This window comes from Arthrobacter sp. NPDC058130 (assembly GCF_042884475.1).
In the GTDB taxonomy this organism is placed as follows: domain Bacteria; phylum Actinomycetota; class Actinomycetes; order Actinomycetales; family Micrococcaceae; genus Arthrobacter.
Genome location: NZ_JBHVTV010000002.1, coordinates 405,921 through 432,267 on the forward strand (window position 1 = coordinate 405,921; position 26,347 = coordinate 432,267).

Genomic DNA, 26,347 nt, shown 5'->3' on the forward strand with positions numbered 1-26,347 from the left:
GCTGGAAGCATGTCGTCACACCCCGGGCCGGAATCACCGTCCGAACGTTACCGCGCCAGCGTCGAGCGGGCCGCCGAAGCCAAGACCTATCTGGGCGGATTCATCCGATCGCTCGAATTCGAGCTCGATGACTTCCAGCGCGAAGCCTGCCTGTCCCTGCAGGCCGGCCGCGGCGTCTTGGTGGCTGCCCCTACCGGGGCCGGGAAGACGATCGTGGGGGAGTTCGCCATCTATCTGGCCCTCCAGCGCGGGCTCAAGGCGTTCTACACCACGCCCATCAAGGCGCTGAGCAACCAGAAGTACTCCGAGCTGGCCGCCAAGTACGGCTCCGCCCAAGTGGGCCTGCTCACCGGCGATACCAGCATCAACGGCGACGCCCCGGTGGTGGTCATGACCACTGAGGTACTCCGCAACATGCTGTACGCGGATTCGGACACCCTGGATGACCTCGGCTTCGTGGTCATGGACGAGGTCCACTACCTCGCCGACCGGTTCCGCGGCGCGGTGTGGGAGGAAGTCATTATCCACCTGCCCAGCGAGGTCCAGGTGGCGTCGCTGAGCGCGACCGTGTCCAACGCCGAGGAGTTCGGCGCGTGGCTGGACACCGTCCGCGGGCAGACCGACGTGATCGTGTCCGAACACCGCCCGGTGCCCCTGTGGCAGCACGTCATGGTGGGCCGGAAGATCGTGGACCTGTTTGCCGGCGACACCAGCTTTGACGAGATCGCCCCGGCCCGCGAGGGCGGAAGCGAGGCCGCTGCCATAGACACCGCAACCGGCCGGGCCGCTGCAGGCAAAGAATTTGCCGCCAAAGGCACCGCAGCCATCACAGCGGAGCTGCCGGACCGGGCCGGCTTCGAGGTCAATCCGGAATTGCTGTCCATGGCACGGGCCGAGAGCCAAATGAATTTCCGTGGCCGCTTCGGCCACGGCGGCCGCAGCCAGCGCCGGAACCAGCGCAGTCAGCGCGATGAACCGCAGAACAGCCAGCGCAGCCCGGTCCGGAAGGCCAGCCGGCCCCAAGTCATCGCCAGCCTGGACCGGCAGGACCTCCTGCCCGCCATCACGTTTATCTTCTCCCGGGCCGGCTGCGACGCCGCGGTTGCCCAGTGTGTCGCGGCCGGACTGTGGCTGACCACCGAGCGGGAACAACAGCTCATCGCCCAGCGCGTCGACGAAGCCGCCCAGGACATCCCCTCGGACGACCTCGACGTCCTCGGCTTCTGGAGCTGGCGGGACGGCCTGATGCGCGGACTCGCCGCGCATCACGCCGGCATGCTGCCGACCTTCAAGGAGGTGGTGGAGAAGCTGTTTGTCGACGGTCTGGTCAAAGCCGTCTTCGCCACTGAGACGCTCGCCCTCGGCGTGAACATGCCGGCCCGCTGCGTCGTGCTGGAAAAACTGGACAAGTTCAACGGCGAGGCGCACGTCAACATCACAGCGGGGGAGTACACCCAGCTGACGGGCCGCGCCGGCCGCCGCGGCATCGACGTCGAGGGCCACGCCGTCGTCCTGTGGCAGCCGGGCACGGATCCTGCCGCCGTCGCGGGCCTCGCCTCCCGGCGGACCTATCCGCTGAACTCCAGCTTCCGGCCCACGTACAACATGTCGATCAACCTCCTGGCACAGTTCGGCCGGCCGCGGGCCCGGGAGATCCTCGAATCGTCCTTTGCGCAGTTCCAGGCGGACCGTTCCGTGGTTGGACTGGCCCGTCAGGTCAGGAGCCGCGAGGAATCCATCGCCGGGTTCAGCAAGGCCATGACCTGCCACCTGGGGGACTTCACCGAATACGCGCGGCTGCGGCGGGCCCTTGGCGACGCCGAGACGACCGCCGCCAGGAGCACCTCGCGGGCCAGGAAGTCCCTCACAGAGGACTCCCTGAGCCGGCTGCTTCCGGGCGATGTGGTGGACGTTCCCGCCGGCAAGTCGCCGGGCCTCGCCGTGGTGCTCAGTTCCGACCACGAGTCCCGGGAACCGCGCCCCGCCGTCATGACCCTGGACAACCAGCTGCGCCGGATCGGCCTGCACGACGTGGAAGGTCCGTTGTCACCGATCACGCGGATCCGCATTCCCAAGTCCTTCAACGCCAAGGTGCCCAAATCACGCCGTGACCTGGCGTCCTCCGTCCGCAACGCCATCCGGGAGCACCGGCCGCCGGCACCTCCGCGCCGCGACGACGACTTCGGCCGGGCCTCGGCCGCGCCCAACCAGGAGAAGCGGATCGCCGAGCTGCGCCGGGAGCTCCGCGCCCACCCGTGCCACGGCTGCAGCGAACGCGAGGACCACGCCCGGTGGTCGGAGCGCTGGTGGAAGCTGCGCCAGGAAACGGACGGGCTGGTACGCCAGATCCAAGGCCGGACCAACACCATTGCCAAAACGTTCGACCGCGTGTGCGGCGTCCTGACGGGCTACGGCTACCTGGAGACCTCGGACACCGGCGTGCTCTCCATCAGCGCCGACGGGCAACGGCTGCGGCGGATCTACGGCGAAAAGGACCTGCTGATCTCGCAGTCCCTGCGGATGGGCGCGTTCAACGACCTCGACGCCGCCGAAATCGCCGCCCTGGCCAGCGTGCTGGTCTACCAGGCCAAACGGGAGGACCGCGGGCTGCGGCCCAAGATGCCCAGCGTCTCGCTGGAATCCGCGGTGGATACCGTGGTCCACGAATGGTCTGCCCTGGAGGATGTGGAGGAGGCCAACAAGCTGCCGCTCACCGGCGAGCCCGAACTCGGCCTCGTCTGGCCGATCTTCAAATGGGCCAAGGGCCGGCACCTCCAGGACGTGCTGAGCGGCACCGACCTGGCGGCGGGCGACTTTGTCCGCTGGGTCAAACAGGTCATTGACCTGCTGGACCAGCTCGCCGACATCCCGAACCTCGATCCCCGGATTGTCCGGCTTTGTGCGGAGGCCATCAAGCTCGTCAAACGCGGCGTCGTGGCCTATTCCTCCGTGGCCTAGGGCCGCGGGCCGCGACGACCCACTCGTGGGACCGCTACTGAGTCATCTGGGTTTTCTGCGTTTTCTGCGTTTTCTGCGTTTTCTGGGTTTTCTGAGTCTTCTGAGTTTGCCGAATTTTCGATCCCGCCGGCGTTGGTCCGGCCACCTGCCACAAGGAGTTTCCACCCCATGACCGATTCGCCGGCCGCCGCCCGTAAAGTCACCCTGTACCGCAACGGCTCCGTCTACACGGCGGCCGATCCCTTTGCCACCGCGATGCTGGTCGACGGCGACACCGTCGCCTGGGTTGGTTCCGAGCAGGCCGCCACCTCGATCGCGGACTCCACCATGGAGGTGATCGATCTGCAGGGCGCGCTCCTGGCCCCAGGCTTCGTCGATTCCCACGCCCACCTGACGGAAACCGGGATCGCGCTGGACGGGCTCCAGCTGACCGGCGTTCGCTCGGCGGCCGAACTGCTCGACGCCGTCGCGGCTTCCCGCGCCTCCGTTTCCGGCGCGGGCGGCACTGTCCTGGGCCACGGCTGGGACGAGACCACGTGGTCTGATCCCACCCTGCCCACGCGGGAGGAAATCGAACGCGCGGCCGGCGGCCGCCGGGTCTATCTGTCCCGCGTGGATGTCCACTCGGCCCTCGTGTCCAGCTCCCTGGCGGCAGCCGCAGGGCTGGACGGGCTCGACGGCGACTCCGCCGGCAGCCAGGTCAAACGCGGCGCGCACACCGCCGCCCGCCTGGCAACCCGCCAACTCCCGGCGGCCGCCCTGCGCGCCTACCAGCAGCGGGCCCTCACGGAGGCGGCCGCCAACGGCTATGTTGCCCTCGCCGAAATGGCCGCACCGCACATCGGGAGCATCGAGGACCTGCAGGTTGCCTCGGCCTGGAACACCACTCCCGGCGAGGCAGCCGGTGCACCGGTGCCGGAGATCCTGCCGTACTGGGGCGAGCTCGCCACATCCGCGGAACATGCCCGCTCCATCCTGGACGGGCTGGGCCTTCCGGTCCTGGGCCTGGCCGGCGACCTCAACATCGACGGCTCCATCGGCTCACGGACTGCGTCCCTGCGCGCGGACTACGCCGACGCCCCAGGGGAGCGCGGCAGCCTGTATCTCTCCGTCGCCGAGGCAGCGGCCCACGTCACGGCGTGCTCGCTGCTGGGCATCCAGGCAGGATTCCACGTGATCGGCGACGCCGGCCTGGACGCGGCCCTGGACGCCCTCGACCTGGCCGCGGCCGAGGTGGGGGAGCAGCGCGTCCGCGCCGCCGGGCACCGTTTCGAGCACGTCGAACTCGCGGACCCGGCGGCCATCAGCCGGCTGGCACACTATTCGGTCACTGTCAGCGCGCAGCCCGTCTTCGACGCGCTGTGGGGCGGCGAGAACAGCCTGTACCAGCAGCGCCTCGGTTCCCGCCAGCAGGGGATGAACCCCTTTGGAAGCTTCTACGCGGCCGGCGTGCCGATCTGCTTCGGCAGCGACAGCCCGGTGACGCCGCTGCGGCCGTGGTCCAGCGTGCGGGCCTGCCTGCAGCACTCCAACCCCGCGGAGCAGATCTCCGCCCGGGCCGCGTTCCTGGGCCACACGCGGGCCGGCTGGCGGGCAGCCCGCTATCCCAACCCGATGGCTGGACAACTGGTGCCGGGAGCTCCGGCCAGCTTCGCGGTCTGGGAGGTCGAGGAGCTCATGGTCCAGGTCTCCGACGGCCGCGTGCAGTCCTGGAGCACTGACCCGCGCGCCCGCACACCGCTCCTGCCGGCGCTGGACACGGGCAGCGACCCTACCTGCCTCCTGACCGTACGGGACGGCCAGGAGCTCTATGCCAGTGGCGCCCTGGGCGCCTGAATTCGGCGCCCGATCCCGGCGGCCGCCGTCGGGCCCCGCCGCCGTCGCCGCCGTTGCGCCCCGTCATCCGGGCCCGTCATCCGGGCCCGTCATCAGGGCCCGTTTGCGCGGCGCCGGAACCAAAACATTCCCCTCGCGCTGCATGACCCTGAACTGGAACGACGGACAAAATGGCAGGTCACGGCTCGGTTGACAGATCGGGCCGCCCCCGTAGCATTGAGGGTCAACGGAGGCTTGCGTACGGTGCAGGCCCCGGCAGTCCCCGGTCCATCCCAGGTTGCCGCACCCGCGGGAGCTTATCTGGTCATGACCACGGGCACCCCCAGGGGGCGGGTCTACTTCGCAGCAGAAAACGGTTCCGGCGCCGCAATTGTCAGGCCTGCCGGAACTGGCCCGAAGCGGGTGGACCTGCCCGGGGGTCATTGCGGGCCCGTCACGCGCGCGCAACTCCCTATAATGGGAAGTTGCGCCTGAATATCCAGAACGATCGTCTTCCGGCGCACCGACCGCTCCCTTCAAGGAAAGGCCTCGCTGTGCGTGTCCTCACCATCATCCCCACCTATAACGAGCTGGAATCGTTGCCCAAGACCCTCGGTCGCCTGCGCACAGCCGTGCCTGCCTCCGACGTGCTGGTTGTCGACGACAACAGCCCCGACGGCACGGGACAGCTGGCGGACCGGATGGCCGCCGAAGACGGCCAGGTCCACGTCCTGCACCGCGCTGGAAAGGCCGGCCTCGGCGCAGCGTACATCGCGGGCTTCAAGTGGGGCCTGGACGCCGGCTACGACATCCTCGTGGAAATGGACGCCGACGGCTCGCACCAGCCCGAGCAGCTGCCCCAGCTGATTGAGGCCGTGGAGCAGGGCGCGGACCTCGCCATGGGGTCGCGCTGGGTTCCCGGCGGCAGCGTGGTCAACTGGCCGCTCTACCGGCAGGCCATCAGCCGGATCGGCAGCACCTACGCCCGGATCATGCTGGGCGTGAAGATCAAGGACGTCACCGGCGGCTTCCGCGCCTTCCGCAGGACCACCCTCGAGAAGCTGAACCTGGATGCGGTGGACTCGGTGGGCTACGGCTTCCAGGTGGACCTGGCCTGGCGCGTGGCCAAGCTCGGGCTGACGATCGTGGAGCGCCCCATCACCTTCGTTGAGCGTGAGCTCGGCGCTTCGAAAATGAGCGGCAACATCGTGGTTGAAGCGATGATCAACGTCACCAAATGGGGACTCACTGCGCGCTGGAACAAGCTCCGCGGCAAGCAGGACGGCAAGTAGGACCCACGCAGCGCGGACGGCTCCCGTCCCGCACGGCCATTCCCACAGAAAAGGGCCGGGCCCGCATCAAACAAGTGATGCGGGCCCGGCCCTTAGCCGTAGTGCGTGCGCCGGGCTCTAGGCCGAGCGGCGTTCGCCGCGGCGTTCGCGCAGGATCGTGAGACGGTCTTCGAGGATCTGCTCAAGCTCGGGAAGCGTGCGGCGCTCCAGCAGCATGTCCCAGTGCGTGCGCACCGCCTTTTCGTTGCTGTTGACGGGGCGTTCGCCGTCCACCAGCAAGGCTTCCTTGCCCGTCTTCGAAACCCAGACCGGGGGGATTTCGGCTTCCGAGGAGAACGTTACGAACACCTGCTCGCCGTCCTCGCAACGGTATTCAACCCGCTGGCGCGGAGCCGGTTCGACGCCGGATTCGGTCTCCATGCTCTGTGCGCCAAGGCGCATACCCCGCAGGCTGCGATCGCTCATCTTTTCTCCCTCTATTCGGTTCGCAGGGTCCAGCCCTGCGTGTCCGGGGACCGTCAGGCGCCGGACTTCTGGTTGCACCGCGCTGTACCGTACCGGGCCCGTGTGGCCCGGCCAAATGACAGTCACCGGTGAACAAAAACTGTTTGGAACGTCATTGGAATCAACGCTGTGCGGAGCGTATTTGTTCCGGACGACTGAACCGACCGGACAAATATTCAAGTATACGGGAGTGGTGCGTGTGAGGTAAAGCGAGTACCCCTGCAGCGAGCACTGCGTAGGCTGTACCCGACTTATCAGGCCTCAAGCAGGTTGGCCCCACAGCCAGGCCGTTTCGGCCTGGCTGCGGGGCCAACAGGCGCTGGGGGCTAGGGCCGGTTTACCTGGCCGTCAGCCCCGGCAGGCGCTGACTGCGGCGCAACCTCCGGCGTCAACGGTTCCTGCCCTTGTGCCGCGCCGGCGCCCAGTACGCTGCCGATCCCTTTGAGGGCCTCGCCAATCTCGCTGGGAACGATCCACAGCTTGTTTGAGCTGCCTTCGGCGATCTTCGGGAGGGTCTGCAGGTACTGGTAGGCCAGCAGTTTTTGGTCCGGGTTTCCCTTGTGGATGGCGTCGAAGACCTTCTGGATGGCCTGCGCCTCGCCGTCGGCCCGCAGGATCGCGGCTTTGGCGTCGCCTTCGGCTTTCAGGATGGAGGACTGGCGCTGGCCTTCAGCGGTGAGGATTGCGGACTGCTTGGTTCCTTCCGCGGTCAGGATGGCAGCGCGGCGGTCACGTTCGGCCCGCATCTGCTTCTCCATCGAATCCTGGATCGAGTGGGGCGGATCGATCGCCTTGAGCTCCACCCGGGAGACACGGATGCCCCAGCGTCCGGTCGCCTCGTCCAGGACTCCGCGGAGCTGGCCGTTGATCTGGTCGCGGGATGTCAGCGCTTCCTCGAGGTTGAGTCCGCCGACCACGTTGCGCAGCGTGGTGGTGGTGAGCTGCTCAACGGCCTGGATGTAGTTGGCGATCTCGTAGGTCGCGGCGCGGGCGTCAGTGACCTGGAAATAGACCACGGTGTCGATCGAAACAACCAGGTTGTCCTCGGTGATGACCGGCTGCGGCGGGAAGGAAACCACTTGCTCCCGCAAGTCCAGCAATGGCAGCAGGCGGTCCACAAAGGGAATCAGCAGGGTAAGGCCGGGATTCAGGGTGCGTTGGTATTTGCCCAGCCGTTCAACGACGCCGGCCCGGGCCTGTGGAATGATCCGGACCGACCGGACCAGCACAATAATTACGAACACAATTAGTACCAGCAGCACAATTGCGACTGCGATGTCCATACTTCACCTATTCCCCAGTTGTTTGGTTTTGGTCTCGCTCTTGCAGTTCCGCGGTCTGCTGCCAGCAGGTGCCCGCAGAACTGGTGTCCCTTATTGGATGGCCGATTCCGGCTGCGGTGCCACGATTGCGGTGGCGCCGTCGATGGCGCTGACCACCGCCTGCTGGCCGGGCGCCAGTACTCCTGATTCGGACCGCGCACTCCAGACGTCTCCGCCAATTTTGACGAGCCCGCCGCTTTCGCTCACCGCTTCCATGACGACGGCGGATTCGCCGATGAGTCGTTCTATGTTTGTGCGTCGATCTGCGGGGCCTCTGTGGAGGTGTTTAAGTGCCACCGGCCGGACGAAGCCGATTATCAGCAGGGATGCCACGCAGAAGATGATGATCTGAAGCCACAGATCCGCGCCCGCGAAGTCAGCTACCAGTCCGGCGAGGGCGCCGCCGCCGAGCATGATGAAGAACAGGTCCAGGGTGAGCATCTCGACCACAGCAAACAGGAGAAAGAGCGCGAGCCACAGCGCCCACCAATTCTCGACCAGCCATTCAGACATCAATTCCCCCTTGAGTTCCGGGAGCTGAAGGCACAGCTCCCCAGTAACTGTCATTCCATCCTAAGCGGAAGGCAGAGGGCTGGGACCGGCGGGCGGAAATTCATGGCCAAAGTGGCCAAGTCGTTATTTCCCGGGCCGATTTCCCCGCCCGGAATCATTGTTTTGGGGTGTTCAGGGTGTCGGTTCAAAAACGCTGACCCGGAAACGTGCCGAGACGGCGGTCCACGCCGGAAGCCCGGCCTCGAGGGCGGTGAGCGCGGCACGGTCCAGGTGATGGCCTGCCGGTCCCATGAACGCAAGGTTGGCGACGTCGCGCGGACTCAGGGACAACGGCAGGTCCAGATCCTTTGATTCGACGGGGACGAAGTGCAGGCCCAGGGATGCCGCGAGCCGCTCGTCCTTGCTCGGTTCGATCCCCAGCATCCCTGTCTGGCCGGCGACCTCCTCCAGGTGGCCGGGCCGCGGCGTGACCACCACCAGCCGGCCGCCGGGTCGGAGCACCCGGGCGAACTCGGGCGCGTTGCGCGGCGCAAAGACCACCGTGACGACGTCGACGGCGTTCTCCGCGACGGGCAGCGGCTGCCACACGTCGGCGACCACGTTCACGGCTTCCGGGTTCAGCCTTCCGGCGCGGCGCAGCGCGAACTTGGAAATGTCCAAGCCGATTGCCGGGGCCGAAATACCGTCCTTCGGATCCAGTGCCATCCGATCGAGCAGGGCCCTGAGATAGTGGCCGGTTCCCGTTCCGGCGTCCAGCACCACCGGGCCGCGGGCGGAGGCGTCCCTGAGCGCCGGCGTGGCCAGGTCGGCGACGGCATCGGCGAGCGGCCGGTAGTGCCCCGCGGCGAGAAAATCGAACCGTGCGGCCACCATGTCGGCGGTGTCTGCCTCAAACACAGTTCCCTTGCCGACCAGGAAGTTGAAGTACCCCTGCTTGGCAGCATCAAAGCTGTGGCCGGCCTCGCAGACCAGCGTGCGGGCAGCGCCCCCGCCGGGCCGGAGCACGTTCCGGCACACCGGGCACAAGAGGGGGAAGTCGGGGGCGGGAGGCATAGCTTCATCCTAAGCGGGTGTCCCCGCCCGCCATGCGGCGCGGGGCATCCGTGGTGGGCTACGTCGGAGCGGTCCCGGCCGGGGCCGCCACACGGCAGGCGGGACGGTTGGGGCGTCCGCGCCGCACCGCAGGGCGTGAGGTATTTCACAGCGTGCGCACCACGGGCTAGGCTCGCAAGCGTGAAATCTGAACAACTTCCGCTGCTCAATTCCGTCTCCGCCCCCGCCGTGCACCCTGATGGCTCCCGCGCCGTGGTGTCCGTGATCCGGCCGGACTTCGACGCCGATGCCTACGTGGGACAGTTGTGGACCGTCCCCTTGGACCCGGACCTGGATAGCCCTGACATCAACGAATCTGCCCAACGGCCGCGCCGGCTGACCCGCGGATTCCGCGACACGGCACCGGACTTTTCGCCGGACGGCCGGGCCCTTGCCTTCCTGCGTGCGGCCCCCGGCGGAAAGCCGCAGCTGCACGTGGTGGAGGCAACCGGCGGCGAACCGCAGCCGCTGACCGCAGCCCCACTGGGAGTCAGCACCTTCGCCTGGTCGCCCGATTCCCGCAGCATTGTCTTCAGCGCCAGGACTCCGGATGAGGGCCGGTACGGCAGTGTCGACGGCGTGGGGGCGGGCAGTGAGGACGCCCGGCTGATCACCGATTTCAAGTACCGGATGAACGGTCTTGGCTACACCGCTGACAAGCCCCTGCACCTGTTCCTCCTCGAAGTGCCGCAACTCGATGCCGAACCGAAGGTGGCTCCGGCCGGACGCGCGCTGAAGGCCCTCGGCGCCGCGGCCGATCCCACGGAGGCTGCCGGCCGCCTGCTGCCGGCAGCCAAGCAGCTCACCACCGGGCCAGCCGACCACAACGACGCCAGCTTCAGCGCCGACGGCGGCACCATCTACTTCACCGCGGCGCTCCACGAAGCCCAGGACACCGATCTCATCAGCAAGATCTACGCGATTCCCGCCGCAGGAGGACAGCCGCAGGCCATCACGCCGGCCAATGCCCGGCCGCAGACGGTCAGCGCCGCGCGCCAGTCCGCCGACGGGAAGTGGCTGTTCTTCCTCGCGCAGGACCTCGGGCCATCCGGCCGGGACTTCGTTGGCCGGAACACCGCCTTGTACGCCATGCCGGCCGGCGGCGGACAAGCTACCGCGCTGAGCGACGTCGAGACCCTTGACCTGTCCGGTGGCAGCCGGATCGAGCTGCGCGGCGCCGCGGGCGCGCTGGTGCTCAACAATGCCCGGGGAACCGTCGAGCTGCACGAATTCGGTGCGACGGGAGGCCACACGGTCCTCTTCGAAGGAAACCGGGTGGTGACCGGCGCCGCGGACGGCGGTGAATCCCTCGTGGTCAGTTTCACCGACTCGTCCACGGCAGGCGACCTTGCCGTGCTCGACGGCGGGCAGTTGCGGCGCCTGACGGATTTCTCCGCGCCGCTGCGGAGCGTCGCGGGCATCAGCGAGCCGCAGGAACTGACCCTGCCCTCAGCCGACGGGTACCCGGTCCATGGCTGGCTTGTGAAGCCGGCGGGCCCCGGCCCGCACCCGGTCCTGCTGAACATCCACGGCGGCCCCTTTGCCCAGTTCAGCGTGGCCTTGTTCGATGAAGCCCAGGTCTACGCCGGGGCCGGCTACGCCGTACTGATGTGCAATCCGCGGGGTTCGGCCGGCTACGGCCAGGAGCACGGACGCTCAATCAAAGAGCGGATGGGCACCCTGGACATGCAGGACGTTCTTGCCTTCCTCGACAGGGCCGTGGAGAAGTTCGAGGACCTGGACGCAGACAATGTCGGCATCATGGGCGGATCCTATGGCGGCTACCTGACGGCATGGACCATCAGCCACGATCACCGCTTCCGGGCAGCCATCGTCGAGCGCGGTTTCCTCGATCCTGTGAGCTTCACCGGTTCCTCCGACATCGGCTGGTTCTTCGGCGGCGAATACACCGGAGGTTCCGCGGAGCAAATGGAGGCCCAGAGTCCCATGGCCCGCGTGGACAACGTGCGGACGCCGTCGCTCGTGATCCACAGCGAGGAGGACCTCCGGTGCCCTGTGGAGCAGGGTCAGCGGTACTTCGCCGCCCTCAAGCAGCAGGGCATCGAGACCGGGTTTCTGGTCTTCCCGGGCGAGAACCACGAGCTGTCACGCTCCGGCACGCCGCACCACCGCAAGCAGCGGTTCGACGAGATCCTGAAGTGGTGGGCCCGCTACCTGCCATCCGCCGGGAATCCGGCACCGCAGCCATAGTCCGCCGCCGGGCCCGGCAGGAACCCCAGTTCCTGCCGGGCGCGGTTGATGTCCGGCTGGGCCCAGCGGGCGGAGTATTCGGCATTGCTGCTGATGGAGCGCAGCTCGGCTCGGTCAAGGAACAGGACGCCGTGCAGATGGTCGGTCTCATGCTGGACAATCCGTGCCTGCCAGCCGGAGAAGGACCGCTGCATCGGCGTGCCGTCCGGCGCCGTGAAGTCGAGCTGGACCGATTCCGGCCGCATCACCGCAGCCTGCAGCCCCCCAATGGAGAGGCAGCCTTCGTAGAACGCTACGGACTTGGCGCCAAGGACCCGGTAGCTCGGGTTCACCATGGCGAAGAACGGCAGCGGCTCCCGGCCACGGACGGCAGCTACCTCGGCGTCGACGTCGAACTGGTCCTCCAGGACCGCGACCTGCAGCGGAATCCCCAGCTGCGGTGCCGCCAGGCCAACCCCGGGGGCCTTGTGCATCACGCTGCGCATGAGGTCGAGGAGGTGACCGAGTTCGGCGTCCGTCACCTGTCCCTCGTACGGCGCCGCCACGTGCCGGAGCACCGGATGCCCCGCCTGGACAATCGGCGGAAGGATACCCGCGCCGAGGATCTCCTGGACCGTCTCGCTAATCCGGGCGGCGCTGAAGTCGGTGGGCTTGGCGTCATAGGACATGCCCCCAGACTACTGGCGGCCGCACGCCGTTGTAACAAAGTCGTAGATCCGGCCGCGAAGTTGGTCGCCCGCACCGATTTTCAGGACGCCCTCCCGGCCGGCCACCCTGACCCGCAGCGGCAGGAGCGTACCCACCTTGTCCTCGGCCACGGCATGCGGGTCGCAGCGGGCGGGCCGGATCCCGAGCCGCACTTCCTGCGGGGGCCCGCCGGCGCGGAGCGTCACGGACCGGGGCCATGGAGCTTGCGGGGCCTCGGCCAGGAGGGTGGTTTCGTCAATCCGGTCGATCACCAGTTCGCCGGCGCCGGCGCCGCCGGGGTTTGCTGCGTCGGCGGCACGCGGTTGCAGCAGCAGACGCACGACGGCGGTCCGCCCGTCCGCGGCGACCTCAAGATCCGGAGCCAGGCGGATCGTGGCCACAGAAGAGGCCTCCCGGGTCAGGCACATCTCGGCATTGTTCCGGGCCAGGACGCCGAATGGGTCTGCCGCGGGGGCGGTGGCATCGGCTTGGCCCGGCGCACCGCCTTGGGGTTGCGCCAGCCGGAGGGAGACGGACGCGGCGCCCGTGGCGCTGCCGGATGCGGTTCCTGTCCCTGGCGGTCCCGTGGTTGCGCCCGGGCTGCCGCATTCCGGTGCGGGCAGCGGTGCCGGCAGGCTCTTCGTCTGTCCGGGGGGAAGGTCGATCCCGCCGGCGTGCGCCGGCCACGCGATCGCGGCGGCGAACAGCGGGCTGGTCAGTTCCGCGCCCAGGACGGCCAGGGTGCTCCCGGTGGTGTTTGTGAGCTGGATTTCGATGATTTGCTTGCTGTAGTTGTCGCGGAACTGGCTGATTTCCGCGGTCACGGGCCCGGCGGCTGTCGGCGTGGCCGTGGCCGTCGTTGTTGCTGGTGGGACTGTGCCTGCGGACCCGGTGCCCGTGCCCGCGCTGCAGGACGCCGCGGCCCCAAGCACGGTCATGGCAGCCACGATCCGCAACAGGATCCGGCACCGGCGCGTCACAGGGAGGCCGTCCATGCGCACAGTCTATTCCGGGGCACGGGCTCTCTTCAGGGAACGCGAGCTAGCCGCTGTCGCCGGTTACCCGTCGCTCACCGATTGAGCCGATCTGAACGTAGCCGACCATGCTGATGCTCCGGGCCGTACAGGGACCGCTGCCGCCGGAGCCGGTCACGGTGATTGTGATCTCCGTAAAGGACTCGGCGAGCCGGACCTTCTCCGGCACCGTGCAATCTACGGAAGTCGCAGAAAGGTAGACCCGGTTCTCCTGACGGTCCACGCGGATCAAATGCCAAGGAACTGTCGCGGCCGGTTCTGAGGCGGCCCGGTCCAGCGGAAGCTCCAGATAGATGGGCTGGATCGTCGTTATCCCCGTGGGTGCGGGAAGCTCCGCCACCGGCGGCACGGCGGTGCGCGGCGGCGGTCCGGGTTGCCCCGAGCACGCCGCAACCGAAGTCGTCGACAACATGGCCAGGACGACAAGGCACAACGACAGTCTTTTCCCGCTACTGTTCCGGCCGCGCCCCATAGCTGCACACTACTGCGAACGAGCACAGAGGGGACGGCACGCGACGCGAGGCGGCTAGTGCATCGTGAACCGGCGCGCGATCACTGAATTCACCGCCGGCACAGCAGCGATGCCTCCGATAACCCGGTTCCGCACCGCCAAGAGGCTGTCGGTGAGTGGCCGGCCCAGTGCCATGTTGATCTCCGCCTGGCGGGCAGCCCTGCCCGCGGCCCTCAGCCGCCGGAGCTCGAAGGTCCTGAGGGCACCGGTCACATCCTGGCCGCGCACGGCCGCCGTCACAATCGGTGCGAGCATCGCTGCATCCAGCCAGCCCAGGTTCATGCCCTGCCCGCCGATGGGACTGACCTCATGGGCTGCGTCCCCGATCATCACCACCCGTCCGGACACCATCCGGCGGGCCATGCGGGTGCGGACGCCGAAGCTGCTGAGCATGCTGTTGGTCCCGGTGTCGATCTCGAGCCCCGTACGGTCCCGCACGCAGCGCGTTAACCACCGCGCGTCGCCGCCCGGTCCGTTTGCTGCGGGGTCGGTGGCCATGGAATCGCCGGGCCCGAGCCGCGCCACCCAGCGCCGCCGCTGACCCGGCAGCGGGAACGACTCCACGATGCCCGCGCTGGCCAGGAACAGCGCGGCGTCCGGGCCGAAGCCGGTCCCGTCGGCGAAGTCACCCATAAGGTAGCTGTCCGGGTACGCCTTACATCTCAGGTCGATGCCCTGGCCCGCCCGCACCGTGGAGCGCACGCCGTCGGCGGCTATGACCAGCGGCGCCGAATATCGCAGGGCGCCGAGCGGGGATGCCGCTTCTGCGGTGACCCGGGCGCCGTCGTCGGAAAGCCGGGTGAGGCGGACCTCGCGATGCACGGCGCCGTCGTCGAGCTGGTTGACCCGCCGTTCCAGCAGCGCCTCCGTCCGGCTCTGGGGCAAGGACAGGACGAACGGAAACCGGTCCGAGACGCCGGCGAAGGACATCTCGGCAAGAGTCTTCCCGCGGGCCAGGGCCACGCCGCGGCGGATCTGGACCCCCTCCGCAACAAGGGCCTCGGCAACGCCGGCCCGCGCCAGGGCCGCGAGCGCCGGCGGATGGATGCCGATGGCCCGCGAATGGGGTTCCGGGGCGCTCCGTTGTTCCAGGACCTGCACCTCCACGCCGTCCTGCAGCAGCAGCGCCGCCATGAACAGTCCCACCGGGCCGGCGCCGATGATCAGAACGTCAGCCATTGGCTGCGGGCCTTGCCCGGTAGCCGCCGCGGGAGGTGTCCAGCGACAGCAGATTCCGGAAGGGGGCGTGGCGGGCGACGGTCCAGCCGGCGGGAGCGGCGGCGGCCAGCTCGGCGGCGGTGTAGCTCCGCCGGATCGAGGTCAGCCCGTCCCGCCGGATGTACGAGCCCGTGAACACCCAGGAGGAGGCAAAGAAGAGGGCGTAGGCGGCGGGGCTGCGGCGGAGGTCGTTGTGGACCACCGCGCCCCGGGACAAACTGGCCGACTCGGCCAGGAACGCCGGCAGCCCGTCCAGGTGGTGCAGCACATGGTTGGACACCACGACGTCGTACCGGTCGCCCGCTTCGATCAGCTCCGCAGCGGTCGATTGCCGAAAGGTGACACCTTCTGCCGCGTGGCGGCCGCGTGCGAACAGGATGGCCCGCGGATCCGGGTCAATGGCGGTGACCTCGAGGCGCAGTCCGTCACGGGCGGCCCAGCGGGCAAGCAGCACCGAAACGTCGCCCCCGCCGCAGCCGACATCCAGCAGGGATGTGGGGGAGTCGGGGGACAGCCGTGGCCGCACCCGTGCGCGATAAATGCCGTGCCAGCCGGCGATTGCGCGGTTGACGAGCGCGAACTGGGCGTAGGTGCGCTCCAGCCGGCCGGGATCGCAGCCGGGCAGGTCCATCTCCTCGACGGCGTCCCACGCGCGGTCCCGCAAGAGGGCCGCCCGGAGACGCTCCGTGCTCAACTTCTTCACGCCGAACGGTTTCAGGGTCGCCGCTTTCAGGCCTGCACCGATACCGGTTCCGCGGGTTCAGCGGGCTCCGCCAGCTCCTGCCGTGCGGCCGCAGCGGAGCGCGGGGCGGCGAGCCTGGTAAACAGCGCCGTTTCTACGGTCAGGCCCGGGCCGAAGGCCATCGAGCAGATCCGTTCCTCGCCGGGACCGCTTTGGCTGGTCTGGCTGCCTGTGCTGCCGCCGCCGTCCGCGGCCGGCAGGTCCAGGATGTGCCTGATGACGAACAGGACCGTGGCGCTGCTCATGTTGCCGTAATTTCGGAGGGTTTCACGGGCGGGGACCAGCTGTTCATCGCTGAGGTCGAGCCTGGACTGGACCTTGTCCAGGATGCTCCGGCCGCCCGGGTGGATGCCCCAGTGCTGGATGTCCCGGTAGGGGAGCCCCTGCAGGGAACTGTCGCGGGACAGGAGGGGTTCGAGGGCGCCGATGATGTGGTCGTCGATGATGTGCGGGACATAGTTTCCCAGAACCATCTCGAAGCCCTCGTCGCCGATGTTCCAGGCCATCGAGTCCTCCCCGACGGGGGTCAGGACGGTTTCGAAGTGGTCCAGCCGCAGCAGGGCAGGTCCGCCGGGGATGTCCCGGGCCGTAATGATGGCGGCAGCGGCGCCGTCGGCGAACAGGGCCGATCCCATGATGGTGTCCGGATCATTGGAAGTCCGGACGTGGAGGGAACACAGTTCGGCGCAGACCACCAGGACCGTCGCTTCCGTGTCCGCCTCACAAAACGCCTTCGCGGCCCGGAGCGCAGGGAAAGCGGCGTAGCAGCCCATGAAGCCGAGGTGGTAGCGCTGGACGGCCGGGTTCAGGCCGAGGGCCCGGACGATCTTGTAGTCCGGACCCGGGTTGAAGAATCCCGTACAGGAGACGGTGATCAGGTGGGTGATCTCCGGGGCGTCTATTCCCGGACAGGCATCCAGGGCCTTCTGGGCGGCCTCAATGAAGAGCTTGGTCGCTTCCGTGGCGAAGATACCGTTGCGGATCTTGGTGCTGGGGCTAAGCACCAGGCCGGTGGCCGGGTCGAAGAACTGGGGATTTTCCGCCCGGCTGTCCTTGGTGAGTTCCTCGACGGCCGTATGCCGGGTGTCGATGGCTGCGGAGTCAAAACACGTGTTCACGAGCCGGGACCCGAGCCGCGTGAGCCCCGGCTGGGCGGCGAACACGGCCCTGGCCTCGGGCTGGACCAGAATGGTTGGCGGGACTGCAGTTTCTAAGGACCTCAGGTAGACCGTCATGGTTCATTCTCAGCGAGCCCGCCGCCAAAGACAATGGACGGACCCGGGATTTGGCTGGGGTGCGGGGTGGACAACATCGGCGCGACGTAGCACGATCTCACTTGTGACCAGCAAACCCGACATGGCGCAGCACCTGCGCGACCTCGCGCTGTTGCGCCGCGTCCGTGACCGGATGGACCGGGAGTACGCCCAGCCGCTCGACGTCGAGGCCCTCGCCCGCGGTGTGCACATGTCCGCCGGGCACCTCAGCCGCGAGTTCCGCCGGGCCTATGGCGAGTCGCCGTACAGCTATCTGATGACACGGCGCATCGAGCGCGCGATGGCGCTGCTGCGGCGCGGCGACCTTAGTGTCACCGAGGTCTGCTTTACGGTCGGCTGCTCGTCCTTGGGCACCTTCAGCACCCGCTTCACCGAACTGGTCGGCGTCCCGCCCAGCGTCTACCGGCGCGAGGCGGTGCGCGCGACCGCGGGGATGCCGTCCTGCGTGGCGAAACAGGTCACCAGACCGGTCAGGAATCGAGAAGTGCCGGCCCTGGAGCCGCAGCTAGCATGAGTGCCATGGACATCAACATTCACGCTAGTTTCCTCCCGCACAACGATCCCGACGCCGCCCTGGCGTTCTACCGCGACACCCTCGGCTTCGAGGTCCGCAACGACGTCGGCTACGGCGGAATGCGCTGGCTCACGGTCGGCCCCGCCGACCAACCAGGCACATCGATCGTCCTGGAGCCCCCGGCCGCCGACCCCGGCGTCACCGAGGACGAGCGGCGCACCATCGACGAGATGATGGCCAAGGGCACCTACGCGCGCATCCTCCTGGCCACCAAGGACGTCGACGCCACCTTCGAGCGGCTGCAGTCCAGCGGCGCCGAGGTAGTCCAGGAGCCGACCAATCAGCCGTACGGGGTTCGCGACTGCGCATTCCGCGATCCCGCGGGCAACCTGATCCGCATCCAGCAGCCACACTGAGCCGACCGGCGACCGGGAACACCAGAGAACCAGACCTGCAGACAAGCTGCCCGATGCTGGTTAGATAGAGCAAAGTGACGCTGGCGGGGGCGCCTGGGGCAGCCCGCTTAACAGATGGAGACACGATGAGCATTGCCACGAGCCCGGACACGCAGTCGCCTGCGCTGCACGCAGCGGACAGCCATGAACTGATCCGTGTGCAGGGCGCGCGAGAGAACAACCTCAAGGACATCAGCGTCGAGATCCCGAAGCGCCGTCTGACGGTGTTCACGGGCGTTTCCGGTTCTGGCAAGAGCTCGCTCGTGTTCGCCACCATCGCCGCCGAGTCACAGCGGATGATCAACGAGACGTATAGCGCCTTTGTGCAGGGATTCATGCCCAGCCTGGCCCGGCCCGACGTCGATCATCTCGAAGGGCTGACGACAGCCATCATCGTCGACCAGGAGCGGATGGGCGCGAACCCCCGTTCAACGGTGGGCACTGCCACGGACGCCAACGCCATGCTCCGGATCCTCTTCAGCCGGCTGGGCTCGCCGCACGTGGGACCGCCCACGGCGTTCTCCTTCAACGTCCCGACGCGGAAGGCGAGCGGCGTGATGAGCACCGAGAAGGCCGGTGGCCGGGTGGAGAAGAGCGTGGTGCACGGTGCGGTCTATCTGGGCGGCATGTGTCCGCGATGCGAGGGCATGGGCTCGGTCTCCGACTTCGACCTCACTGCGTTGTATGACGACAGCAAATCGCTCGCCGGGGGCGCCCTCACTATCCCGGGCTACAGCATGGACGGCTGGTACGGGCGCATCTTCAGCGGCGCCGGCTTCAACATGGACAAGCCGATCAACAAGTTCACCAAAAAGGAACTGGACGACCTCCTCTACAAGGAACCGACCAAAATCAAGGTCGAGGGCATCAACCTCACCTACGAGGGGCTGATCCCCAAGATCCAGAAGTCGATGCTCTCCAAGGACGTCGAGGCGATGCAGCCGCACGTCCGGGCCTTCGTGGAACGCGCCATCACGTTCCAGTCCTGCCCCGAATGCGACGGCACGCGGCTCAGCCCGGAGGCCAGATCCTCGAAGATCCAGGGCAAGAACATCGCCGACCTGTGCGAGATGCAGATCAGCGACCTCGCCGCGTGGGTCCGCGAGCTCGATGAGCCTTCAGTCGCGCCGCTCCTCAAGGGCCTGCAGCACCTGCTGGACTCCTTCGCCGAAATCGGGCTGGGTTACCTCTCCCTGGACCGGCCGGCGGGCACGCTGTCCGGGGGAGAGGCGCAGCGAACCAAGATGATCCGACACTTGGGCTCGTCCCTTACGGACATCACCTACGTCTTTGACGAGCCGACGATCGGACTGCACCCGCACGACATCGAGCGGATGAACCAGCTGCTCCTGCAGCTGCGGGACAAGGGCAACACCGTCCTCGTCGTCGAGCACAAGCCGGAGACCATCGCCATCGCTGACCACATCATCGACCTCGGGCCCGGCGCGGGCACCGAGGGTGGCCGCGTCTGCTTCGAGGGAAGCGTGGAGGGGCTGCGGGGGAGCGACACCATCACCGGCCGCCACCTCGATGACCGGGCCGCGGTGAAGGAATCGGTGCGTACGCCGGCCGGCAAGCTCGAGGTGCGCGGTGCCTCGACGCACAACCTCAAGGCTGTCGACGTCGACGTTCCGCTCGGCGTGCTGTGCGTGGTCACGGGTGTCGCGGGTTCGGGCAAGAGCTCGCTGATCCACGGCTCCGTGGCCGGCCGCGACGGTGTTGTGGTGATCGACCAGGGCGCCATCAAGGGCTCACGGCGCAGTAATCCTGCGACGTACACAGGCCTCCTCGAGCCCATCCGCAAGGCGTTCGCGAAGGCCAACGGCGTGAAGCCGGCACTGTTCAGCTCCAACTCGGAAGGCGCCTGCCCCACCTGCAACGGCGCGGGCGTCATCTTCACCGAACTGGGTGTCATGGCCACCGTGGAATCCGTCTGCGAGGACTGCGAGGGCCGCAGGTTCCAGGCACCGGTCCTGGAATACAAGCTGGGCGGCCGCAACATCGCCGAAGTGCTGGCAATGTCCATGACCGAGGCCGAGGTGTTCTTTAGCGAGGGGGAGGCCCGTACACCGGCGGCCCACAAGATCCTCGACCGGCTCGTGGACGTGGGGCTCGGCTACCTCACCCTCGGCCAGCCGCTCACGACGCTCTCCGGCGGCGAGCGGCAGCGCGTCAAGCTGGCCACCCAGATGGCCGAGAAGGGCGACGTCTACGTCCTCGACGAGCCCACCACCGGCCTGCACCTCGCCGACGTCCAGAACCTGCTGGGCCTCCTTGACCGGCTCGTCGCGTCCGGAAAGTCCGTCATCGTCATCGAGCACCACCAGGCGGTCATGGCCCACGCCGACTGGATCATCGACCTCGGCCCCGGCGCCGGCCACGACGGCGGACGGCTGGTCTTCGAGGGCACGCCCGCCGAGCTCGTCGCGAAACGATCCACCCTCACCGGCGAACACCTCGCGGCCTACGTCGGGGCCTGACAAACGGGGGGATCGGCCGGGTCGCGTCCCTACACGGTTTAGGGCCGAGCCTGGGCGCGGAGGTACTGACGAAGGCCGGGTATGGCGAAGTCCACTTTGCCGTACCCGGCTGATTCGATCAGGCCGGCCGCAATGAGCCTGTTGCGGTACTTGGACACCAGATTGGGCCTGGACTCAATGATGTGGCCGATCTGGGCTGCCGTTGAGGGGCCGTCCTGCTCCGCCATGGCATCGAGGAACTCGCGGTCCTTTTCGGAGACGTCTGACAGGGCGGACTCGACGACCACCAGGGTATTCCGCCGCTGCGCGGCTGTGATGGCGGTGCGGACGCTGTCCGCGCCCAAGGTCCAGCCTGCCCTGTCGGCCTCCATCCACAGGTAGTAGCCAACGAGCTGAATGAGGAACGGGTAGCCCTCAGTTGCCTCCGCCGCCTCGCTCATCAGGCCCGGCGAAACCTCTATGCCTCCTTCACGGAACAGTTCCAGGTAGGACGCGGTGACCTCGGCGATTGCTGCCTCGTGAAGATTGATCCTGTCAGCCCGCCGCAGGAAGGTGGCCACGCCCTCGTTGAGCAGATCGGACACGGCAGACGGCAATCCGGCAAAGACCAGGCCTATGGGCAGCCCGTCGCGGATGAAGTGCTGCACGTCGGCGGCCAGCTGCGAGATTTCAGTCCGGTCGACGGCGTGGATCTCGTCAATGGTGATGACCAGGCCTGTACCCTTCTCATCCAGCAGCCGCAGCAGTTCCTCGCCGGTCCGGCGCCAGTCGGGTACGCGCTCCTGGGGGAGCTGGGTGGTCAACCCGAATCCCGCCGCGGAGAAGGCGGTGATCTTCCGTGTGGGCGGGCCGTCGCCGAACTCGTCGATGAGGCGGAGCATGTCATCACCAATTCTGGCCAGGAAACCGGGATTGGCCGTCCGGGACACCACGGCCCACCCCTGGTTCCTGGCGATCGCCTCGGCAGCGCTCAGCATGACGGTCTTGCCGATGCCCCTGGAGCCGGTGATGATGGTGAGGAGCCCGGGAGCGCCCGAACCCTGGCGCAGGCCGTATTCGAATTCGTCCAGGAGCCCGGCGCGCCCGATAAGGGCCGGCGGCGTGGCTCCAGCAGTGGGCTTAAACGGGTTCTGCACCGACGCCTCCGGGGTGAAAGTAGGTGAAACTGGTGAATCTGGTGAATCTTGGCCCAGCCTACCACCGGTGATCCCGCTTGTATTGGCTCCGTTTGGACGTTCCGGCGCGAGGCCGCGGGGGAGTAATGCGCCAGAGCGCGCCTGGTCTGACCATTCACATCGATGCTTCTCCGGAACGCGCCGCACCGGCGGCGCAACGCTCAACAGGTAGCCCGGGCAGGCATCCAAGCCGGATATGCGCCGCCTCGAGCCGTTTATTGTGGAGTCTGACGACGGCGATCCCGGCTGGCGACAATTGGCAGCCGGATATGTTCTTGTGCAGCCGGCTGAGATGACCGCGGCCAATGTCGATGGATTCTAGGAACTGCACGCACGAAATGCAGGTCGATGCGTCCGACTGGCGCTGCTGGCTTGATTACGGGACTGAGAGATCGCTGGCTCACTGGTACGGCACGATTCGAAATGGCACATCTCCAGCGTCCATAATCAGCCCCTTCCGGCTGATTATGGAACGCCGATAATCAACATTATGTCAAGTAAACGATTTGGAGCATCACGGTAATGGTCCCCCTCAAGAAGGAGCAAGTCATGGGTGAAGCATTCAACGCCGGGGACGGCGTCCGGATTTCCTTCCAGGAATCAGGGGCCGGCCCCACCAACTGATGCCCAACGCCCAATTCAATGCTCTACCTGCCAGCAATCACGGCCAGACTCTAATTCCCGCCGGCCCCGTCCTCAACATGGTCAACTCATTTATTGCATCGACTCGAGGGTAGCGACCAAGGTAACCAAGGAAGCTGTCAGGCTACCGGACCGGTGATCGGCTCTTCAGCACCGGAAGATCAGGCGCGTCCTCGTCCGGCTACGTTTCGATCACTCCGGGGAGCAGAATACGCACCAACATGATCCGCAGAGGTGCCAGTAGCAACGGCGCTCCCCCAACCGCTAGTCGGGCCTTTCGTCGCGCTCGCTTCGTTGGGCGAGGCGTTGCAGTTGCCCTGCGTGCACGTCACTCACCCATTCCCAGCCGGGCTTGGTCGATCCTTGCGCGCACCAGGTCAACTCCGCCGGCGGACCCGTGGCCGGGGACCACGACATCGACGTCGCCAGCCACAGCACTCTGCAGAGTCAGCAATCGCGATGAAGCATCGGACCTCTCCCCCGCCCGCACGGCACCCCCGGTCCGCCATCCATGGGGGGCAAAGCCTCGCAGCCCTGTTCATCTCGACCTGCCATGCGCTCGACGCTAGAGTGTGGCACACAGAGACGCCGATTCCGGATCAATGCGATCAACGCACTGGTAGGGGCGGCATCCGGCTGTCGTTCACGCGTAGGAGCACACCATGGGAATCCTGTCCGTCGACCTGTTCATCACCCTCGATGGCGTGTACCAGGCGCCCGGTGGCCCCAACGAGGACCTTGAGGGCGGCTTCAAGTTCGGCGGGTGGCAGGCGGCGTATTCCGACGACGAGACGGGCGAGGCGATCGTCGCCGGCATCAACCGCATGGATGCACTGCTCCTCGGACGCAAGACTTACGACATCTTCGCGGCGTTCTGGCCCACCCGGGGCGACAACGATCCGATCGCGGTGACGTTCAACGCCCTGCCCAAGTTCGTCGTGTCGCGCTCCCTGACCGACCCGTCCTGGGAAGGCACCACTGCGCTGTCGGATGTCGCAGAGGTGGCCGCGCTGAAAGACCGGTTCAGCGACATTCACGTCATCGGCAGCGGCGACCTCGCACGGTCGCTCCTCGACGCCGACCTCGTCGACCGGCTGAACCTCTTCCTCTACCCGCTCACCTTCGGATCGGGCAAGCGGTTGTTCCCGGATGGCACCGGGATGCCCGCGGCGTTCCGATTCGCGCAGCCGCCGCAGGCGTTCCCCAAGGGCGCCATCTCGCTTGTATACGAGCGCGTGGGCGAGCCGATCACGGGAATCGACATCAGCCGGGGCCAACGGCACCCTCGAGGTGCTACCCCGCGGCCGACGGTCCGAACCAGGAGGTGAGCGAGTCAGCGAGCCCCACCTGGGTTTGCTCCCCCACCCAGGCCACATAGCCGTCGGGCCGGATCAGCACACCGGTGGGAGCGGGAACCTCCCCGAGCACCGGGAGCTCCCAGGTGCCCACGTATTTGGCGTCGATCAGCTTGACCCGAACCGGCCGCGGAAGGGCGTCGAAGCCGCCCGGCTCACCCAGGTTGAGAAGTATGGGCCGTGCATCGTGCAGCAGGGTGAAGAGCCGCAGCGGGCCGTCCGGGGTGATCAGGTCGAGATCGGGGATGCGGCGCCCCAGCAGCGGGTGACCTTCGCCGGCGTCGTCATGGCCGACGTCGTAATGGACATCCAGACCGGACTGCATCCCGGCGAAGCGCTTGCGCGGCTCCTCCATCCCGAGGAGCTCGGCAATGACCTCGCCCACGGCCTTGATGCGGTCATCCGCGCGGCGAAGCGCTGTCTGAGCCATCGTGTTGCGCAGCACGCGGGCAGCCACCGGGTGACGCTCTGCGTGGTAGGTGTCCAGGAGGCTGTCCGGGGCTGTCCCGTTGACCACCTGGGCCAGCTTCCAGCCCAGGTTCACCGCGTCCTGCACGCCGATGTTGAGGCCCTGCCCGCCGTCCGGGGAGTGTACGTGCGCGGCGTCGCCGGCCAGGAGCACGCGCCGGTCGCGGTAGGCCGCCGCCTGCCGGGTCATGTCCGTGAACCTGGAAATCCAGGTGGGGCTGTGGACCCCGTAATCAGTCCCGCAGACGGCGATGAGGGCCTCGCTGAGGTCGTGCAGGGTGGGTTGTGTCGCGGGCCCGACGTGCTCTTCGGTCACCATGACCCCCACCGGGCCGCCTTCCTTGTAGATCACCTGGCCGTCGCGGATCTCGTACTCCAGCCTGCCGAAGGAATGAATGCCAAAGGCATTGCGGTGGATGCCCAATTCTGGTTCCTCGGCCATTTCGACCTCGGCGATCAGGCTGCTGGTGGTCGGGTCCCACCCCGGGAATTCGATGCCGGATGCCTTGCGGACCAGGCTGCGGCCGCCGTCGCACCCGGCGACGTATTCCGCCCGCAGCGATTTGCCGTCGGACAGTTCGACGTCGACGCCGGCGTCGTCCTGCGCGATACCGGCGACTTCGCGTCCGCGGTAGACGGTAACGGCCAGTTCCTCGACCCAGCCGGCCAGTATGCGCTCGATGTGCCTCTGCCACAGCCCGAGCCCGTAGGGGTGCCGGGTGGGAAAGTCGCTGATGTCCAAACGGTTGGACGCGAACCCTGCGACCTGGGCCACCTGTCCCTCTGAGAGGAAGCGATCGGCGATTCCGCGCTGATCGAGGACCTCGATGGTGCGGGAGTGCAGACCGCCGGCGCGCGCACCAGGGAGGTCCTGGTCGGGGCGCCGCTCGACAATGGCGACGTCGACGCCCGCGAGCGCCAGCTCGCCCGCCAACATCAGCCCTGTCGGGCCTCCCCCGACGATCACCACCGCATGTTCGGTCATTTCGCTTCTCCCGTCCCTAGGTTCTGGCCTGCGGTGATTATCCGGCACCACCCGGGCCTTGCCACAAGCCCCGGGGCGGAGGATAGATTGGAAATGGAAGCACTACTGGCCTAACCTCGCTCTGCTGGTCAAGAGGGCGACAACTCCGGGCCGCCCAGACGAACTCAAACCTCACGGTGGTGGCATGATGGGCGCATGAGCCAAGTCACCTGCGATCTGACCATCTCCCTTGACGGATTCGTTGCCGGCCCGAACCAAAGCCTGGCGGAGCCCCTGGGCAAGGGCGGCGAGCGCCTGCACCGATGGCAGTTCGAAGAACCCGAGGCCAACGCTGCTGCGCGTGAAGGCATCCTGGCGGCCGGCGCCTACATCATGGGACGGAACATGTTCGCAGGCCCCGGGACGTGGGATGAACAATGGCGGGGATGGTGGGGCGAAGAGCCGCCCTATCACGCGCCCGTATTCGTCCTCACCCATCAACAACGTGAGCCCCTGGAGATGCAGGGCGGCACCACGTTCAACTTCGTGGCTGATGGCATCGAATCTGCGCTGGCCCAGGCGCGGAAGGCCGCTGGCAGCAAGGACGTGGCCATTGCAGGAGGGGCGGATACCGTTCGCCAATACCTTTCGGCGGGGCTGATCGACGAGCTGCGGCTCCACATCGCGCCGATGGTCCTGGGAGCGGGCGAGCGGCTGCTCGACGGCGTCGAGAACCTCAAGCTTGAGCCGACGGAAGTGAGCGGTACCAGCCTCGTCACCCACGTGCGCTATCGGATCATCCGTTGAAATGCTGAGCTCAACCCCCGGAGGGCACTGACCGGACGTTGGGTTGCCCGAGGCGCCGTCAACAGTTAGCCGCGGCCCACCAAGAGGGGCGGTGATCGGGGTATCCCCTCGTCCCGCTCAGGGCAGATGCCAGAACGGGCCCGTGAGGCCGCAGTCATCCAGGAGCCCTTGGTTGCGCTCGCGGCTGTGCGGCTGGAACTCGGGCTCCAGGCGATCGCCGTACCACGGGCCGGCTAGTTGCCAGTTCGAGCAGCACGCCTACCCCGCGCACACCCACCCCGGGCGCTTTCGCCGCATGACGCGGTATTAGACCG

The 26,347-nt window shown here is 67.4% G+C and carries 21 protein-coding genes; 9 read left to right on the plus strand and 12 right to left on the minus strand.

Going from position 1 to position 26,347, the window contains the following annotated elements; translation table 11 throughout:
• Positions 1 to 9: 9 nt before the first annotated feature.
• From ACFVTM_RS05990 to ACFVTM_RS06000, 3 genes are all read left to right on the plus strand, one after another.
• Positions 10 to 2,958: a DEAD/DEAH box helicase gene (locus ACFVTM_RS05990; RefSeq protein WP_390202466.1), complete on the plus strand. Its 2,949-nt coding sequence runs from the start codon at positions 10 to 12 to the stop codon at positions 2,956 to 2,958.
• Positions 2,959 to 3,126: 168 nt separating this feature from the next.
• Complete coding sequence (locus tag ACFVTM_RS05995; RefSeq protein ID WP_390202467.1) at positions 3,127 to 4,794, plus strand: amidohydrolase; 1,668 nt, start codon at positions 3,127 to 3,129, stop codon at positions 4,792 to 4,794.
• 533 nt (positions 4,795 to 5,327) lie between these two features.
• Entirely contained in the window at positions 5,328 to 6,065 is a 738-nt protein-coding gene (locus ACFVTM_RS06000) for a polyprenol monophosphomannose synthase (RefSeq protein WP_390202468.1), read from the plus strand.
• Between the two features lie 117 nt (positions 6,066 to 6,182).
• Here the strand turns inward: ACFVTM_RS06000 and ACFVTM_RS06005 are convergent, their stop codons facing one another.
• From ACFVTM_RS06005 to ACFVTM_RS06020, 4 genes are all read right to left on the minus strand, one after another.
• On the minus strand, positions 6,183 to 6,530 hold the full coding sequence (locus ACFVTM_RS06005) for an RNA polymerase-binding protein RbpA (protein WP_208748926.1): 348 nt from the start codon (positions 6,528 to 6,530) through the stop codon (positions 6,183 to 6,185).
• A gap of 365 nt (positions 6,531 to 6,895) precedes the next feature.
• The gene (locus ACFVTM_RS06010; RefSeq protein ID WP_390202469.1) at positions 6,896 to 7,852 is read right to left on the minus strand and encodes an SPFH domain-containing protein; all 957 of its coding nucleotides are present in this window, start codon (positions 7,850 to 7,852) and stop codon (positions 6,896 to 6,898) included.
• A 90-nt stretch (positions 7,853 to 7,942) separates the two neighbouring features.
• Complete coding sequence (locus ACFVTM_RS06015; RefSeq protein ID WP_390202470.1) at positions 7,943 to 8,404, minus strand: NfeD family protein; 462 nt, start codon at positions 8,402 to 8,404, stop codon at positions 7,943 to 7,945.
• Positions 8,405 to 8,575: 171 nt separating this feature from the next.
• Positions 8,576 to 9,457, minus strand: a complete 882-nt coding sequence (locus tag ACFVTM_RS06020) for a methyltransferase domain-containing protein (RefSeq protein ID WP_390202471.1) — start codon at positions 9,455 to 9,457, stop codon at positions 8,576 to 8,578.
• Positions 9,458 to 9,637: 180 nt separating this feature from the next.
• Between ACFVTM_RS06020 and ACFVTM_RS06025 the strand changes: the two genes are divergently transcribed.
• Complete coding sequence (locus ACFVTM_RS06025) at positions 9,638 to 11,707, plus strand: S9 family peptidase (RefSeq protein WP_390202472.1); 2,070 nt, start codon at positions 9,638 to 9,640, stop codon at positions 11,705 to 11,707.
• Here ACFVTM_RS06025 and ACFVTM_RS06030 read toward each other — a convergent pair.
• The 6 genes from ACFVTM_RS06030 to ACFVTM_RS06055 all read right to left on the minus strand — a co-directional run bounded on the left by ACFVTM_RS06030 (position 11,668) and on the right by ACFVTM_RS06055 (position 17,134).
• Complete coding sequence (locus ACFVTM_RS06030) at positions 11,668 to 12,375, minus strand: peptide deformylase (RefSeq protein ID WP_390202473.1); 708 nt, start codon at positions 12,373 to 12,375, stop codon at positions 11,668 to 11,670. The genes ACFVTM_RS06025 and ACFVTM_RS06030 overlap by 40 nt on opposite strands.
• A 9-nt stretch (positions 12,376 to 12,384) precedes the next feature.
• Positions 12,385 to 13,389, minus strand: a complete 1,005-nt coding sequence (locus ACFVTM_RS06035) for a hypothetical protein (RefSeq protein WP_390202474.1) — start codon at positions 13,387 to 13,389, stop codon at positions 12,385 to 12,387.
• Between the two features lie 46 nt (positions 13,390 to 13,435).
• Complete coding sequence (locus ACFVTM_RS06040; RefSeq protein WP_390202475.1) at positions 13,436 to 13,597, minus strand: hypothetical protein; 162 nt, start codon at positions 13,595 to 13,597, stop codon at positions 13,436 to 13,438.
• Between the two features lie 357 nt (positions 13,598 to 13,954).
• Positions 13,955 to 15,118, minus strand: coding sequence for an FAD-dependent oxidoreductase (locus ACFVTM_RS06045; protein ID WP_390202476.1), 1,164 nt, complete (start codon positions 15,116 to 15,118; stop codon positions 13,955 to 13,957).
• A complete protein-coding gene (locus ACFVTM_RS06050; RefSeq protein WP_390202812.1) occupies positions 15,111 to 15,788 on the minus strand; it encodes a methyltransferase domain-containing protein in 678 nt (225 codons plus the stop codon). Before ACFVTM_RS06050 ends, ACFVTM_RS06045 begins: the two co-directional genes overlap by 8 nt.
• A gap of 98 nt (positions 15,789 to 15,886) precedes the next feature.
• Positions 15,887 to 17,134, minus strand: coding sequence for a type III polyketide synthase (locus tag ACFVTM_RS06055; protein WP_390202477.1), 1,248 nt, complete (start codon positions 17,132 to 17,134; stop codon positions 15,887 to 15,889).
• A gap of 103 nt (positions 17,135 to 17,237) precedes the next feature.
• Here ACFVTM_RS06055 and ACFVTM_RS06060 point away from each other — a divergent pair, with 103 nt between their 5' ends.
• The 3 genes from ACFVTM_RS06060 (at position 17,238) to ACFVTM_RS06070 (ending at position 20,622) form a co-directional block, all read left to right on the plus strand.
• Entirely contained in the window at positions 17,238 to 17,687 is a 450-nt protein-coding gene (locus ACFVTM_RS06060) for a helix-turn-helix transcriptional regulator (RefSeq protein WP_390202478.1), read from the plus strand.
• Positions 17,684 to 18,103, plus strand: coding sequence for a VOC family protein (locus ACFVTM_RS06065; protein WP_390202480.1), 420 nt, complete (start codon positions 17,684 to 17,686; stop codon positions 18,101 to 18,103). Before ACFVTM_RS06060 ends, ACFVTM_RS06065 begins: the two co-directional genes overlap by 4 nt.
• Positions 18,104 to 18,228: 125 nt before the next feature.
• Positions 18,229 to 20,622, plus strand: coding sequence for an ATP-binding cassette domain-containing protein (locus tag ACFVTM_RS06070; protein WP_390202481.1), 2,394 nt, complete (start codon positions 18,229 to 18,231; stop codon positions 20,620 to 20,622).
• A 38-nt stretch (positions 20,623 to 20,660) separates the two neighbouring features.
• Here ACFVTM_RS06070 and ACFVTM_RS06075 read toward each other — a convergent pair whose 3' ends face one another.
• Positions 20,661 to 21,758: an AAA family ATPase gene (locus ACFVTM_RS06075; protein WP_390202482.1), complete on the minus strand. Its 1,098-nt coding sequence runs from the start codon at positions 21,756 to 21,758 to the stop codon at positions 20,661 to 20,663.
• Between the two features lie 1,343 nt (positions 21,759 to 23,101).
• Between ACFVTM_RS06075 and ACFVTM_RS06080 the strand changes: the two genes are divergently transcribed.
• Positions 23,102 to 23,767 (plus strand): dihydrofolate reductase family protein, encoded by a 666-nt coding sequence (locus tag ACFVTM_RS06080; RefSeq protein ID WP_390202483.1) that lies wholly within the window; start codon positions 23,102 to 23,104, stop codon positions 23,765 to 23,767.
• On the opposite strand, the gene ACFVTM_RS06085 is transcribed toward ACFVTM_RS06080, so the two are convergent.
• The gene (locus tag ACFVTM_RS06085) at positions 23,733 to 25,247 is read right to left on the minus strand and encodes an FAD-dependent monooxygenase (protein WP_390202484.1); all 1,515 of its coding nucleotides are present in this window, start codon (positions 25,245 to 25,247) and stop codon (positions 23,733 to 23,735) included. The genes ACFVTM_RS06080 and ACFVTM_RS06085 overlap by 35 nt on opposite strands.
• A gap of 195 nt (positions 25,248 to 25,442) precedes the next feature.
• On the opposite strand from ACFVTM_RS06085, the gene ACFVTM_RS06090 reads away from it, so the two are divergent.
• Complete coding sequence (locus ACFVTM_RS06090) at positions 25,443 to 26,033, plus strand: dihydrofolate reductase family protein (RefSeq protein WP_390202485.1); 591 nt, start codon at positions 25,443 to 25,445, stop codon at positions 26,031 to 26,033.
• The last annotated feature ends 314 nt before the right edge of the window (positions 26,034 to 26,347 follow it).